Annotated in this window: 16 protein-coding genes; all 16 read right to left on the bottom strand. The window is 63.9% G+C overall.

Features of this window, described 5'->3' with window-relative positions:
• Positions 1 to 5: 5 nt before the first annotated feature.
• On the bottom strand, positions 6 to 464 hold the full coding sequence (locus CKW06_RS16580; protein WP_032964294.1) for a lysozyme: 459 nt from the start codon (positions 462 to 464) through the stop codon (positions 6 to 8).
• Entirely contained in the window at positions 461 to 937 is a 477-nt protein-coding gene (locus CKW06_RS16575) for a hypothetical protein (RefSeq protein WP_024958034.1), read from the bottom strand. Before CKW06_RS16575 ends, CKW06_RS16580 begins: the two co-directional genes overlap by 4 nt.
• A complete protein-coding gene (locus tag CKW06_RS16570; protein ID WP_020200523.1) occupies positions 934 to 1,239 on the bottom strand; it encodes a DUF6127 family protein in 306 nt (101 codons plus the stop codon). Before CKW06_RS16570 ends, CKW06_RS16575 begins: the two co-directional genes overlap by 4 nt.
• Before the next feature lie 65 nt (positions 1,240 to 1,304).
• Entirely contained in the window at positions 1,305 to 1,655 is a 351-nt protein-coding gene (locus tag CKW06_RS16565; RefSeq protein WP_024958035.1) for a DUF2793 domain-containing protein, read from the bottom strand.
• A 3-nt stretch (positions 1,656 to 1,658) separates the two neighbouring features.
• Positions 1,659 to 2,255, bottom strand: coding sequence for a glycosyltransferase family 2 protein (locus CKW06_RS16560; RefSeq protein WP_024958036.1), 597 nt, complete (start codon positions 2,253 to 2,255; stop codon positions 1,659 to 1,661).
• A complete protein-coding gene (locus CKW06_RS16555) occupies positions 2,255 to 4,525 on the bottom strand; it encodes a phage tail protein (protein WP_024958037.1) in 2,271 nt (756 codons plus the stop codon). The genes CKW06_RS16560 and CKW06_RS16555 overlap by 1 nt, the downstream gene beginning before the upstream one ends.
• A complete protein-coding gene (locus CKW06_RS16550; RefSeq protein ID WP_024958038.1) occupies positions 4,525 to 4,740 on the bottom strand; it encodes a hypothetical protein in 216 nt (71 codons plus the stop codon). Before CKW06_RS16550 ends, CKW06_RS16555 begins: the two co-directional genes overlap by 1 nt.
• Complete coding sequence (locus CKW06_RS16545; RefSeq protein ID WP_009521704.1) at positions 4,737 to 4,964, bottom strand: hypothetical protein; 228 nt, start codon at positions 4,962 to 4,964, stop codon at positions 4,737 to 4,739. The genes CKW06_RS16550 and CKW06_RS16545 overlap by 4 nt, the downstream gene beginning before the upstream one ends.
• An 18-nt stretch (positions 4,965 to 4,982) precedes the next feature.
• Positions 4,983 to 5,771: a DUF2163 domain-containing protein gene (locus tag CKW06_RS16540; protein ID WP_024958039.1), complete on the bottom strand. Its 789-nt coding sequence runs from the start codon at positions 5,769 to 5,771 to the stop codon at positions 4,983 to 4,985.
• A 5-nt stretch (positions 5,772 to 5,776) separates the two neighbouring features.
• A complete protein-coding gene (locus tag CKW06_RS16535) occupies positions 5,777 to 7,360 on the bottom strand; it encodes a hypothetical protein (protein ID WP_024958040.1) in 1,584 nt (527 codons plus the stop codon).
• Positions 7,357 to 8,415: a hypothetical protein gene (locus CKW06_RS16530; RefSeq protein WP_024958041.1), complete on the bottom strand. Its 1,059-nt coding sequence runs from the start codon at positions 8,413 to 8,415 to the stop codon at positions 7,357 to 7,359. Before CKW06_RS16530 ends, CKW06_RS16535 begins: the two co-directional genes overlap by 4 nt.
• Before the next feature lie 5 nt (positions 8,416 to 8,420).
• A complete protein-coding gene (locus CKW06_RS16525; RefSeq protein WP_024958042.1) occupies positions 8,421 to 11,126 on the bottom strand; it encodes a tail protein in 2,706 nt (901 codons plus the stop codon).
• Entirely contained in the window at positions 11,126 to 11,767 is a 642-nt protein-coding gene (locus CKW06_RS16520; RefSeq protein WP_024958043.1) for a DUF6441 family protein, read from the bottom strand. The genes CKW06_RS16525 and CKW06_RS16520 overlap by 1 nt, the downstream gene beginning before the upstream one ends.
• Positions 11,768 to 11,770: 3 nt before the next feature.
• Entirely contained in the window at positions 11,771 to 11,926 is a 156-nt protein-coding gene (locus CKW06_RS23755) for a hypothetical protein (protein ID WP_169800872.1), read from the bottom strand.
• A 29-nt stretch (positions 11,927 to 11,955) separates the two neighbouring features.
• Positions 11,956 to 12,357 carry a questin oxidase family protein gene (locus CKW06_RS16515; RefSeq protein WP_024958044.1) on the bottom strand — a complete coding sequence of 134 codons (402 nt, stop codon included), beginning with the start codon at positions 12,355 to 12,357 and terminating at the stop codon, positions 11,956 to 11,958.
• Complete coding sequence (locus tag CKW06_RS16510; RefSeq protein WP_024958045.1) at positions 12,357 to 13,109, bottom strand: phage tail tube protein; 753 nt, start codon at positions 13,107 to 13,109, stop codon at positions 12,357 to 12,359. Before CKW06_RS16510 ends, CKW06_RS16515 begins: the two co-directional genes overlap by 1 nt.

Raw genomic sequence — 13,109 nt, 5'->3', positions numbered from 1 at the left:
GCAGGTCAGAGAAGCAGAGCAACCTCCGCTTCCCGCCGAGTCACCAGCCCGGGCAGCACCTTTCCGCCCCCATAGACCCACCGGCGCAGCTCCTGGCCCGCAGCAGTCCAATCCCGCTGATTGACGCGCCGTCGCAACGTCGATGTCTGCAATCGCCCAGCGCCGAGGTTGAAGGTGAAATCCACGATGGCCGCTCGGCGCACTTCGGGTTCTGTGGCCAAAACCGGGCAGTAGCGCAGCGTGGCAGCGAGTGCCGATTGGAGATCGCGCGCCAGATAGACCTCTGCTTCCGTCTCCGTAATCGGTGGGTGCTTGGGGTCGCAGAGGTGGCCGTACCCAATCGTCCAGAACCCTGCTGGGCAGATATAGGGAACGGCGGTGATCTCGATAGCGCGCTTCACCCTGCGTTCGAATCCCTCGAAGCGCTTTGCGAGTTCGATAGCCGCCTTCGGTACTTCGATCACGGCCGCACCCGTTCAAACACGCGCCCGAGGAACCAGAAGTTCAGCACACCTGCCCACAGCGCCTGATCTGCATCCGTCCAGGCATGCAGGATGGCCGTGCCCCAGCCAGCGCCACCTGTTACGGCGGCTGCGACTGTTGCCGTCTTGGCGGCGCAGTACAGTGCCATGAACCAGTAGGTGATGACTGGGCGGACGCTGGAACTCAGTGCATCGGCCCAGCGCACGCCGGTTTTCTCGCCCTGGGAGCGAACGGCTTCGCGCAGGGTCTCGATGGCTCCGACATTCCACGTGGCGTCGGCACCCGCGCCGATTTCCGACATCCGTTGTGCGCCGCGAATTTTCTCGAACTCCAGCGCCTTGTCCTGCATCGCCAGTTCATGGCCGCGCTCACCTTTGCGATCGAGCCACTTGAGGACTTCAGGTGCGAGACGGAAGGCCCCCCCGAGGAGGCCACCGAGCAAGGTCTCGATCATTGTGGGCCTCCCATCAGTTTCAACTTGATGGCGGCTCCGACCAGCAGCGCGGCCAGGATGCCGGTGGTGATGACCTTGACGGTAGTCTGCCAAGCCGTGCGGCGGGCATCGCGCCATGCTTCCAGCAGGTCACGCAATTCGCGGATGTCGCGCGCTGCATGGCCGTTTTCCAGGCCAAGGTGGGTCAGGACACGTTCGGCTCCGCGTTCAGCGGCGCGGTCGAGCAGTTCGTCGAAGTCCTCGCGTCTCAGCAGGAGCATGTTCTCGACGAGCGCAGGCTGTTGTTGTTCGGGTTCGGTCATAGCAGTCTCCAAAAATGCGAAACCCGCCTCGTGGGCGGGTTTCCGGTGGGTACAAAGATGGGAAATCAGATGGCGATGCCTGCGCTCCAGCCGGTAGGCTTGTAGGCCGAGAGCTTGGCCTCGTCCTCGATGAAACAAAGCCAGCCGATCTTGGGCACGTGGTACTCCCAGGCATCGGCGATGCGCACGGCGATCTGGTTGGTCTTACCAGCCCACGCGCCGATGGCGGCGGCAGGAATGAGGTAGCGGTCGCCATTGGCGGGACTGGCCGGTGGCGTGGTCAGGTCGCGGTCTTTCACGGACAGTCCGACCACTGCCCCCAAGCGCTTGAGGTTGGCGTCCATGCCGGTGTCCCAGCCGCTTTCGCCCAGCGTCCAGCCGTAGTTGAGCCCCAGGTTTGGATCGATTGATGACATGGGTTATCTCCAAAGATTCGATGCTTGGCGAATACGCAGGACTGCTTCCGGGTCGCCGATGCGATGACTTTGCTGCGGGTGCTGTCGCCAATGCCGCCCGACGATGGGCAGGTACAGCACGCCGCCACGTTTGGCCACGAGCAGGGTCAGCAGCCAATCGGCAAAGTTATTGAGGTCGGTGGTTTCCTTGAGCACGGCTTCCACGGCAGATCGGCGCATCACGATCAGGCCGTGAACGTGGCTGGCGCTGTTGGCGTGCTGCCAACGGCTGTAGGCCAGACGACGCACGGCGATGTCCTGACCGTTTCCGTCGGTCAGTGCTTCGTCGGTGTAGGCCATCACGGCTTGCGGGCAGGCGTCCAACGCATCGGCCAGTTGTGTGAAGGCACTGGCTTCGTACAGATCGTCGGGATCGACGAAGGACACCAGCGGCAGCGTGCCTTGCGCATAACCTGCCGCGCGTGCCTCACCGATGCGTCCCGGAATGCCCGGCAAAACGTGCAACTGGATCGGTGCGTCCTCGAGGCTGGCGATGCAGGCCTCCCGCCATTCGGCAGGCTCGTTCAGGGTGAGCAGATGAACATCAATGCGTGCTTCCATCACACACCTCCCCAATACTGTCCCCAGCGCAGGCCGTAGCCCGCGCGATCCATGACCCGGACCTGCGGCTGCCAGCTACTCAAACCATCGCGCTCGGCGCTGATCTCGACCGTGATGCGGTCGCCCAGCGCACCGGCATCCAGCGCGGCCACGGCTGCGGTCCAGATGTAAGTGGTGCCAAGCAACCCCGTCTCAGTACAAACCAGCACGTTGTTGCGATTGCGGATACGCAGCGTGTAGGTCACGCCCAGTTCCGGCCCGATGTCGCCCTCGTCTTGCTGCACGAGATAGGCGGTCTGCTGCGTGCGGTCGCGATGGACCCACGCGACGGCGAGATCACCGGCCACCACGGCAGGCTCGGTCTGGCCATTGAGACGGATGCGACCGGGTGGATACGGCAAGGACTGCCGACCGGCCAGCACCATCGGCTGCCCATTAGCGGCCAGCACAGGATCGCCCTGATCGGTCGACGTGCGAGGAATCGCGCCCACGAACACCGATTCGCCCGGGGCGCGCTCCGCACCTTCGGATGCCAGCCATTCGCCGACACCGATCAGCCAAGTTCCAGACGCATGTGCCTGAGGTGTGGTGTCGAGCACGCCGCGTGCGAGATCGATGGTTGCGTTTGCAGCATCGAAGGCCAGGACAGCGACGGCCTCTGCAATCGCCCCACTGGCATCCACCAGATAGGCGTAGTCACCCTCGGCCAGCCTCTCTGGTTGGCTGATGGCGGTCACCGGCACACCAATGGCATCGGCTTCGCTGGCAGGCAAGGCTGCATCGAGCGCCAGCAGCGGCGCGTAGTCCTCGCCCACAACGACTGCGAGGTCGCCGCCAGATGCGCCGGTGGCCAGTTGCCAGTTCAACTGCCCGGTCCCACCGGCGGCGGCCAACGCACCGAGATAGGTGTCCGTGTCGGTCAGGTAGGCCAGCTCTGCGCGCGACAAGCGCCGGGCCAGTTCCCAATACGGCACCTCGACGGCCAGCACCACGGCGGGCGGCAAAGGTTCGATGGTCGGCTCCTCGACGTGCGGTGGCGGGGGCGACAGCACGGTATTGCTCATCCCGAACACATCCTCCATCGCTTCGATGCGCCACTCGGCCGCTCCCAAGGTGCCGGTGTCGATGCCGGTGACGCGCACCACCATCTGATCCACACCCAAGCGCGGCCAGTTCAGCAGAAATACATCACCCGGCAGCGGCGCACGCTCCAACGTGTCGCGTGCCACCGTCAGACTCATCCGGGCCAGCGGCGAACCCAAGGCGCGCAGGTCACGCAAGGCCAGCCGGGCAGCGAGTGGCCCGTAGTTGACGCCTGGGTAGTCGCGGCGCTGATTGATCACGCCGCCTTGCAACTGGATGGTGGCAAGATTTTCGACTGTGACCGTCGCATCACCGCCGGTTTGCCAATCGGTGTAGACCACGGTCAGTTCATTGGGTAGCTCGCCCCACTGGGCGCGCTCGAAGCGTTCCAGCCGCACGATTTCGTCAGGGCCCAACTGCGGCAGGCTATCGATCCAGTAGTCGTCGCGCAGCAGCTTGAGCTCAAACGTGCCTTGCTCCGGATCGGTGTAGAGGATGCCGCCGATGTGGTCGATGACCTGGCCGATGAAGCTCTCGATGGGCTGCTGGCGCGTCCAGATCAAATTGAGGCCGAAGCCCTCACTCGACAAAGCCCATGCCGCATTCCAGAAACTCCAGCCGATGGTGCTCTGCGGATAGCCCATGCCCCAGTGCGGATCGGTGAGGCACTGAACCAGGATGTGCGCCGGATTCATGCCGACGCTGATCTCCTGTCCTTCGTCCTCATCCCAGATGCGGACTTCGGAATCTCCCATCCAGGCATGGTCATGCCAACCGGCATTGAAGCGACGCACCCGCACAGCCCAAGGCTTGATGTACGGGTTGTTGGCCGCAAACAGGATCTTGCGTGCGACCAAGGACAACACGCCCCGAAATGCCGGAATGGCTGGCCCAAGGCGACTCATCAGATAGTCGTTACGCCCCTGACCAGCATGGCCCGACAGCACATCGATGGTGCCCACCACGCCGCCTTCACGCTCGTCACCACCAAACAGGGTGGGCTTGTTGATGGAGAGACTGGTCAGTCCATGCCCGTTCGGAAGCGGCGCACGGTCGGCATCACCCCACGCTGTACGGTCGCCCATCTGGATTTCCTGCACGGCATCGACCGGCCCTTGGCACAGGGCTAGATGCAGCCCCATCCGGTAGCGGTAGCCGACGGTCTGCGATTTGCTGCTGCCACCCATCAGCCTTGCTCCCGCTGGCTGGACTGATTGCGGGCGTGCTCGACCACCCGCTGCGCCATTGCATCGCCTGTGGCCAGCAGGGTGTCGGCGTCACAGCCATCCCGCAGAAAGGCGCGGAAGTCCAGATCGTGACGCGCAAACCATGTGCGCGTGCCGTTCACGCAAAGGCCCACGGCGCGCACATGATCGATGGTGATGACGGTCTGCGTGGTCATTTCTTGCCACCTTTCTTCTTGATCGGATCGGCTTCCAGATCGCCGTACCAGACGACGTTAGAGCCGCGCAGCAGCACGGTGCCGAACACGACGGGAATCGGTCGGCCTTCTTCTGCGGTTGGGGCATCGACGTCGGACAGGGACGCCGGTTTGGGTTCGGGCGGTTTCGGGGCGAGCGCGACCGAAACCAGCGCCGCCACCACGATGACGACGAGGTACCACATGGCGATTTCTCCAGGGATTCAGAACACGCCGGTCGAAAACGGGTTCTTGCTTGGGATGGCGGGAAAGCCGCCGTAGTTGTCGAGGTTGCCGAAGCGCGACTCGCACGTGGCCGTGCTGTGGTCGCAACCGACCGTCAGCAGCACTTCGGTGCCGACCTCAATGGCTACCGGATAGAGCAACTCCACGCCGCCACCGTAATCGTTGACGATCATGTGGCGGGCACCTTCCGGGGTTTGCAGCCAACCACCGGCCAAGCCACCGTTGACGCTACCGGGCGTGCCGCCATCGAGATCGACGTTGCGGCCATAGCTGTTGCTCACGAAGGCGCTGACAGCAATCGGTGACGCACCGCAGGCTGCCGAATACAGAACGTGGGAACACTTGCGGCTGTAGAGCCGCCGCAACCCGATGCGCTTCAAACTGACTTGCGCCGACTCGCAGCGAACGCGAGCCACATCGTCAGCGACTTCGACGCCCAGCACCCGGCCCATCCAGCGCGTACCTGAGATCCACCAGTAGTCGCCCCAAGTGTCACGCCGTCCGATGCGCAGGGTGATCGAGGTGGTGTCACCGGTCAGCGAGTTGGCGAGCAGATGGCGCACCAAATCACAGTTCGGCGGCAGTTTCAGATCCAGCCCAGCCTTCGCAGCTTCAGCACCCAGCGCCAGTTCGTTGCGTTCGATGGGCAGGCTTGCGTACAGATTGCCGTCCAGATCGACGTCGAATTCGTGCGGCGTCAGATAGAACTGCGCGCTGTCGCTGGCGAAGGCGTATAGCTCGACTTCCAGCAAGGGGTTCTGGCTCATCGTGCTTACTCTCCCTCGTAGGTTTGACGGTCATTCCCGCGCGGTTCGGGCAACTGGCGCGCGGTCAAGGTGATCTCCAGCAGCGTCGGGCTGTGCCAGTACAGATCGACTGCGTCGTGGTCGAGGCGGCAGCGCACGAGGCGAATGACGCGGCTGCCTGCGGGCACCCAGTCGTCGAGACCCGAGCGCAGCACCAGCACACCGCCTTGATCCAGATGGCAGGTCGCCGTCAGGGCGTACTGCCGATAGCCGTCTGGGTGCACGATCAAGCAGGCGGCGGGGCGATGCCAAAAATCCGAAATTCGCGCGGAGATGTCTTTGCCATCCACGCGCAGGAAGCCATCTTCGGGATCGGCCTCTGCGGTCACCCACAGGATCGGGGCCAAGCCATCGGGCAGCCAGAAGGCTTCCAGACGGCCTTGGGTGCGCCACAACCGCGCCCGCCAGATTTCGATTTCATCAAGTGAGCTGGCCAGATAGCGCCGCTGCAAAGTCGTGGTCGCCCACGGATCGTCCCGGCGCACCCACGGATCTGCAGGCGAAAAGTCCTGGCGGGTGATCGTCGCTTGCGCGGCGGCCGTCGGATCGTCACGCCAGTTGCCATCCGGCCAGATCGGGATCTCGTCGAGCCATGGGTCATCCAGGACATCCTGGTCGGGCAATGGTGCAGACTGGATCTGCGTGGGAATGTTGCCGCCGACCATGCCCGGCACCCACTGCGTGAGATCGGCCGGGTCGATGGCCTTGCCCCACACCAAGGGCATGACGGTGCTGCCTACGGCTGCGGCGCGTGCCAAAGGTTCCATCAGCCACAGCAGGTCGCTTTCCACATCGCTGAGTTGCGCGATCTGCCAGCCGTCGGCGGCGATGATCAAAATCCAGCGACCATTGCCCTCAATTTCCTGCCAGCCCTGTACCCCGTCGTAGGTCAGGCGCACATTCGCTGAGATCGGCCCGAACTGTCGCCCGTCAGCCTCCGTCACATTGAGTGCCAGTGCGCCACGTTCGCAGGACTCGGTCAGGTGAACCGCGTACTGCGGCAGCGGCCACAGCGCCATTTGACCGAGATGATCGGCCAGCCAGTCAGCCACCAGGGCATCGGTCTGGCGAGCGTTACCCACCTTGTAGGTGAGCCAACGCCGGGGAACGCGTCGGCGCGCCTGCCGGGATTCGTTGCCGCTGGCCAGCCGCGTGACGCTGGTCTGCCACTCCAACCGTTCGACGAGGGGCTCCATCCAATCGTGGCGGAAGGCAAACACGCCGCGTTGCGCATCCGGCCACGGCTGGTCGCCAAAGGTATCCATACCAGTGGTGACGATGGCGCTTGAGGCCGTATCTCGGCGCAGCACTTCGACCAAGAATGTCGGTGAATCGATGGGTGGCCAGGGGCCTGCCAAGGATTCCGCCAGCAGGCTGGCCGCCAGATTGGGCGGCAGCGGAGCGACAGCTGTTTCCGGCGTGAAGCTGGCTGCGCTCGCCCCGAAGGTGGCGCGCGAGAGCACTTCACCTTGGAAGGCGGGCAGTTCGCTTCCAGGCGTCGGTTTGCTGGAAACCTCCGCGATGTCTTGAACGATGATGCGATCCGTCATGCCGACTCCACGCCGAACTCAGCGGCATTGAACGCGGCCTCCGTCCACTGCAAGTTGCCGTTCGGGTTGCGCTCGAACAGCGTGCTCTGCCAGGCCAGTTGCTCCTGCAGAATGATGTCGGTACTGACGGCGCTCTGCGCACCACTGACCACGAGGCCTTTGACCTTACCCAGACCGGCGTCGGTCTTGCGTGCCAGCATCGTCAGTTGCACGCCGTAGATGGCGGGCGTGGCCATCACCGGCAGCGGCTCGACATCGAAGGACTGACGCAGCCCCACGCTGGGCGCACTGATTGCCGTAGCCTCGTCTTCGTCACTCACGGCTTCCCAGGCAGCGGTGCCGACCGGACTGGTTGTCCACTGGTTCAGGCTGCCATCGGCCTGTGCCTGCAAGGCATCGACGCGCACATCACCGAGGAAGGTGTTGTTGATCGTGCCGCTGGTGTCGGCGATGTAGAAGTCGTCGACGTCGATGGTGAGCGGGCAGTTCTGGCCGGGCACTGCGCCCACGAATGCCGTAAGCAGTTGGCCACCACCTTGAATGGTGTTCTGCGCCGTCATCTGGATGGCCAGGATTCCGTTGATACGCACTGACAGAATGCCGTTGCTGGTGCCTTGCGTGACCTGCAACTCGATGTAGTGCCAGCCGCGCGCCGGAGCGCTGGCGACTGAGACAGAGATCAACTGGTCATAGCCGTATTGCCAGCGGTAGAGCTTGAGCCGCCCGTCCTCGCCGATCTTCACCAAATGTGCGACCTGCGAGTTGGTATCGCGCACGCCGAGCAGCAAGGGTTCGGTATAGGTGTTCTCGTACGGCACCACGCGAATGGCCGCACCGACGATCAGGCTGGTCTTGGTGGCGTCGAGGTTCTTGACGTAGCCACCACCCGAGCCTTCCGGCAAACGCAGGGCATAGGAGGACGGGCGACGGCCATTGATGCGGATGGCCTGCGGTGACAGATACGCCGCTTTGCCACGCGCAAGCCACGGAGCGCCAAAGCTGTCCACGGCCTGCGGGTCATAGTGATCGAAACCGTCGATGAACAGAAGTGCCATGAGATTTACCCTTGCAGCGCCGCACGGATGGCCCGTGCATTGCGCCCGATGATGTTGACGATGACTTTCTCTCCGGCAGGCGACTGCAGGTGGTCGTGCGTCACGCCCGGATCGACCGCGTTGACGATGCGCACCGCCTGATTCATCTGCGGCTGCGCGGGTGGCACTTTCACTTCCGGCACCAGACCACCGGCAGCAAAGGCCAGCTCACCACCTTTGAAGCGCGGGCCTGCCGACAAGCCGTTGAGCGAGTCGAGGAAAGCCACGCCGACCTGGCGCACAGCGGCCGCCCGCACCACGTACTCGCCTGCCGACAGACGCGCCGGGATCGAATCCGAGGTGGCGCTGCCCGGCCCGGAGACCAGTCCGCCGCCCGCGAACTTCTTGATGCCACCCAAGAGCGCCATCACGGCGGCGACCATGGCTACCATCGCGGCCACAGCCAGCGCAGGCCCGACGTAGGGAATGGAAGCCTGAGACGCCGCTGCCCCGGCTCCCGCCTTGGCGGCATCCATCGACACCACGGCGGTGGTTTCGGTGGTCATTTGGGCGACCTTGGCGGCGCTGGCCGCAGCATCGACGGTCTGCTCCTGCTGAATGAAACCGAGCTTGAGCGCCAGCATCCGAGCCTGCATGGCGATCCACTGCTGGAACGGCTGGATCACGATCTGCTGCAGGAAGGCGTCGGCCACCTGCTGGAAGATGCTCGCCAAGGCACTGCGCCAGGTCTGCGCGCCGGTGATCATCCCGTTGAGCGCACCGCCGAAGCTCTCACCGATGCGGTTCCACAGCGGTGCCATTTCATCGACGGTGAGCTTGGTGCGATCCAGCTCGTTGCGCCACGCCTGCACGCGAATCACAGCATCCGGCCCGATGGCCTGCGCAGCTTGCTGCATGGTCGGCAACAGGCGCTCCATCTCTGTGGCTGATTGCTGTTGCAAGGCCACGATCTGCTGGCGCGCCTGTGTTTCGGTTAGTAGCCCAGCCTGCTGCTGGGTCTGAATGCCCTCCTGCGCATTGCGCAGACGCTCAGTGACCTGCCGCCATTGGGCTTCGAGCGCCGCCAGATTGGCCTGTGCGGCCTTCACGTTGATCAGCCGGTCAACGAGTGACACGCCGTCGGCATCGCTTTCGGCGGCCAGTCGCGCCCGCAGGTCGCGGTAGCTGCGCTCAATGGCAGCCTGCCGGTCGGCATCTGTGGCCGTACCGGTGATCTGCGCCAGTTCCTCACGCGCCTGCGCCAAGGCATCAGCCAGTTCCCGCTCGGCTTGTGCCGCCTTGCGGGCGTTGGCTTGCTCGATGTCCGTGCGCCGGTTGTTGAGTGTGATGAGGTCGGCTTCCGCTTTGGCGACCTCGGCCTTGGCGCGCAGGCGGTCGTTTTCCGATTTGCCCGTGGAGGCGACTTGCTGACTGCGGGCCAATTCCTGCTGCTTGCGGGCGATCTCGGCATCGACCTCGCGCTGCTCGATGGCCGTCTTCTGCGTGTAGTAGTCGCGCACAGAGACCAGACGGTCTTCGAGCGCAGCGTCCAGCGCAGTTTGCTGCCGCGCCAGTCCGTCCTTGAGCAGCGCAAACTCGGCGTCCAGCTGCGCTTTCATCAGCGTGGTCTGCGCGCCGGTCGTGTCCTGCACTGGCTTGACGGCCTTGGGTTTGGTCAGGCGCTGCAGCAGTTCTGGATCGGCCTGGATCTTGGGTGCCTTGACCTCGATGGGCTTGGGGTCGAACAGGCTGTCACGGAAGGACGCCAGTTCATCCAGCCGTTTGACCAGATTGCCTTTGAGGTCGGCAATGATGGCCTTCGCTCCGTCGGTGTTGCCCTTGAGCGCTTCGACCGCCGCCGCAACACCGGCACCGATGGCTTCGCCCAAGGCGACAAAGGCCTTGCCAACCGTGGCGGCACCGAGCGCCAAGGTCTTGAGCACCAGCACCACGCCATCCAGGATCGCGCGCAATGTGCCGCCTTGCTTTGCAGACTCGACCATGCCACCGGCCATGTCGTTCAGGGCGGGCAGCAAGGAGGCGATGATCTGGTTGCCGATGCTGGTGGTGGCCAGCTTAAGCTTGTCGAGCGCATCGTTGAAGTTGCCAGCCTGTGCTGCAGTCTCACTGCTCATCTGCACGCCGAGCGCCTGCATCTCGGCAGCCAGCTCATTGATGCCGTCGCGCCCCTGATTCAGAAACGGGATCAGCTCCGCTCCTGACTTGCCGAACAGTTGCACTGCCAGCGCAGTCTTCTCCGCACCATCGGGCATGGCCTTGAAGCGCTCGGCCAGATCCAGTAGCACCTGATCGGTGGCACGCAGGGTGCCGTCCTGGTTCTTGAACTCGACGCCCACCGCAGAAAATCCGCGAGCGGCATCTTCCGACCCGGTCGCGGCTTCCAGCATCGTGGTGGACAGCTTGCGCAGGCCCTTCTCGAAGGACTCGCCGGAGACGCCTGACTGCTCGGCTGCCGGTTTCCATACCGACAGGGTTTCGACACTGACACCGACACGTTGCGACATCTCATCCAGTGCATCGCCAGTGTCGATGGCCGATTTCACCATCGCGGTCAGACCCGCAACCGACACGGCCACGCCGAGATTGGCCAGCACGCCGTTGACGCTCTTGGCCGTATCGGTGATGCCACCCAAGCCCCGCTTGATCGAGTCGAAGGCGGTCTTGGTCTGGTCGACGGCGCTGATCAGGATTTGGGCACGGTTGCTTGCCATCAGACTTTGTCCAGTTCTTGTTGAATCGCCCGAGCCAAGGCAGGCAGTGCGCGTTGCACGCCACCCGCCAGATTCAGCCGCCGTTTGAGATCGACGCGCTTGACCAGCACGGCGATGGGAATCTCCTGGCCACGCTTGATCTGCTTGGCCCCGGTACGACCACGCTCGGCCCGTTTGAAGCGGCCCAGCAGCCCGGCGTTCTCTTTGATGTTCTCGGCCATCAGCAGCACGCGACCGTTCTTCTCGATGAAGAAGGCATTACCCGAACGCATCAGGCCATCGATGACGGCCCTGAAGCGTTTCGGACCGATGCGCCCGGGCAACAGTGGGATCAGCAGGTTGCCACTCACCGTGCCGCCTTTTTCGTGCAGGCCGAGCCACGGAATCTTGCTGCCCACCAGCAAGGCGGGCAGTTGCTCCGACTTCTTGTCGAACACCTTCACGCCCATCGAGGAGATGAAGCTGTTGCGTTTGACGGTGAAGGCACTGCGCATCTCGGATCGCGCCGCATCACGCACTTCACGCCCGCCCGATTGCATGCCCTTGGCGACGGCGGTGTGGATGGCACGACGCCGCTCTGTGCTCCACGCTGCCAACTGGCGCGGGTCCAGCAAGCCGGTGGTGGTGAGCGAGAGACGCATGGCTCAGTCCTTCAGAAGATCGCGTTGCAGTTGTTCGATGCCCCGCTTCTCGCCCTGCGCTGCCACGGCATGAATGCCGAGCAGCTGGGCCAGTTGCTGCCGCTCGATCTGTCCGTCGGCATCCAGAAAGGCTTGCGCTTGGGGGAGTGTGTAGCCCATCAAGTCACCGAGGCGGTGACCGGCGCGGATCAGGCGGGCGACGGCAGCGTCCCACCCGAGTTCGTCAGTGAGCGCAGCGTCGGCGCGAGTCGCTGGGCTGCGCCCTGAATGCTCGGTACGACGTGCGCCACGAAAAAATCCGCGTTCACCTCGAACACAGCGGCGGCCAGTTGCACGGCGTCCGCAAGCTGAAGGTCGTTGATCCACGCGCGTTCACGCCGGGTGGTAATCGCCAGCAGGTCGAGCACGGCATCGCCATGCCGCCCTAGCAGCGCCATCCAGTCCGGATCGCTGGTGATTTCCTCGGCCAGCGGGCGCACCACGGCTAGCAACCGTGGCAATTCGCCCAGCCGGATCGGCGTCAATTCCAGCGCCGTACCGGACAGCGTCACGACCACAGGCTCAGGGGGGAAGGTCTTGAAGCCGTCCATCACAGCAGTACCAGACGGCCGAACTGACCGAGATCACCACCGACCGGCTTGGTCAGATCCGCCAGCACTTGGCCCGACAGCTCGAACTTGAGCAGTTCGTCCGTGATGATCGAGAGCTCCTTGGCTGGGTTAATGGCCACGCGGTAGAGGTCGATCACCACCTCGCGGTTGCCGTCGGCGGTGTTGAGCCCCTCGAAGCGAATCCAGCGCTCGGGCAAGGGCTGGGTGAACATCGCCGTGCTCTGCGCCGCGCCATAGGCGTAATCGACTGTGAACGGCTCGGTGTAGGGGCCACCCGACGTGGCATCGAGCACTACCAGCGAACCGTGCTTCGCATTGACGCTGTATTGGCTGGCCGGGAGCGTCTTGGGCGTGGCATCGGAGTCCTGAATCTGCACGGCGGACACGTTCTGCATGGCCAGCGGGTACAGACTGCCCGGCGTGACCGGGAGGGGCAATGCTTCGCCAGTCACCGTACCAGGGGTGATCGTGGTCGTGGTGCCGTAGAGCGCGAGCGCCAGGTTGGTGGCGATCAGTTCCTCCAGCGTGCAGGCGAACTCGCCTTTCTTGGTCTTGATGAGTTGCAGGTCGGTTAAGCGCTGACCCGACTGCGCTTCCTGGTGCTCGATGGTGTCCACCGACAGCGACACCTTCAGCTCGGGCACGTTGCCAACGAAGGTCAGCCCAGCAGGGTTGCCGAGTTCATCACGTGCGCCGATGTAGACGCGGCCTTGTCCGGAAAAGTAAGCCAT

This window comes from Stenotrophomonas maltophilia, from assembly GCF_900186865.1.
Classification (GTDB): Bacteria; Pseudomonadota; Gammaproteobacteria; order Xanthomonadales; family Xanthomonadaceae; genus Stenotrophomonas; species Stenotrophomonas maltophilia.
Note: the sequence above shows the minus strand (reverse complement) of the source record. Positions and strands in the feature narration are given on the sequence as shown.

What these genes read in the sequence shown, in the direction of transcription:
- CKW06_RS16540 (WP_024958039.1), bottom strand. Translation starts at nt 5,771, where the DNA reads ATGAGCCAGAACCCCTTGCTGGAAGTCGAGCTATACGCCTTCGCCAGC.
- CKW06_RS23755 (WP_169800872.1), bottom strand. Translation starts at nt 11,926, where the DNA reads ATGGGCTACACACTCCCCCAAGCGCAAGCCTTTCTGGATGCCGACGGA.
- CKW06_RS16575 (WP_024958034.1), bottom strand. Translation starts at nt 937, where the DNA reads ATGATCGAGACCTTGCTCGGTGGCCTCCTCGGGGGGGCCTTCCGTCTC.
- CKW06_RS16560 (WP_024958036.1), bottom strand. Translation starts at nt 2,255, where the DNA reads ATGGAAGCACGCATTGATGTTCATCTGCTCACCCTGAACGAGCCTGCC.
- CKW06_RS16555 (WP_024958037.1), bottom strand. Translation starts at nt 4,525, where the DNA reads ATGGGTGGCAGCAGCAAATCGCAGACCGTCGGCTACCGCTACCGGATG.
- CKW06_RS16515 (WP_024958044.1), bottom strand. Translation starts at nt 12,357, where the DNA reads ATGGACGGCTTCAAGACCTTCCCCCCTGAGCCTGTGGTCGTGACGCTG.
- CKW06_RS16530 (WP_024958041.1), bottom strand. Translation starts at nt 8,415, where the DNA reads ATGGCACTTCTGTTCATCGACGGTTTCGATCACTATGACCCGCAGGCC.
- CKW06_RS16550 (WP_024958038.1), bottom strand. Translation starts at nt 4,740, where the DNA reads ATGACCACGCAGACCGTCATCACCATCGATCATGTGCGCGCCGTGGGC.
- CKW06_RS16520 (WP_024958043.1), bottom strand. Translation starts at nt 11,767, where the DNA reads ATGCGTCTCTCGCTCACCACCACCGGCTTGCTGGACCCGCGCCAGTTG.
- CKW06_RS16525 (WP_024958042.1), bottom strand. Translation starts at nt 11,126, where the DNA reads ATGGCAAGCAACCGTGCCCAAATCCTGATCAGCGCCGTCGACCAGACC.
- CKW06_RS16535 (WP_024958040.1), bottom strand. Translation starts at nt 7,360, where the DNA reads ATGACGGATCGCATCATCGTTCAAGACATCGCGGAGGTTTCCAGCAAA.
- CKW06_RS16545 (WP_009521704.1), bottom strand. Translation starts at nt 4,964, where the DNA reads ATGTGGTACCTCGTCGTCATCGTGGTGGCGGCGCTGGTTTCGGTCGCG.
- CKW06_RS16570 (WP_020200523.1), bottom strand. Translation starts at nt 1,239, where the DNA reads ATGACCGAACCCGAACAACAACAGCCTGCGCTCGTCGAGAACATGCTC.
- CKW06_RS16510 (WP_024958045.1), bottom strand. Translation starts at nt 13,109, where the DNA reads ATGGCTTACTTTTCCGGACAAGGCCGCGTCTACATCGGCGCACGTGAT.
- CKW06_RS16565 (WP_024958035.1), bottom strand. Translation starts at nt 1,655, where the DNA reads ATGTCATCAATCGATCCAAACCTGGGGCTCAACTACGGCTGGACGCTG.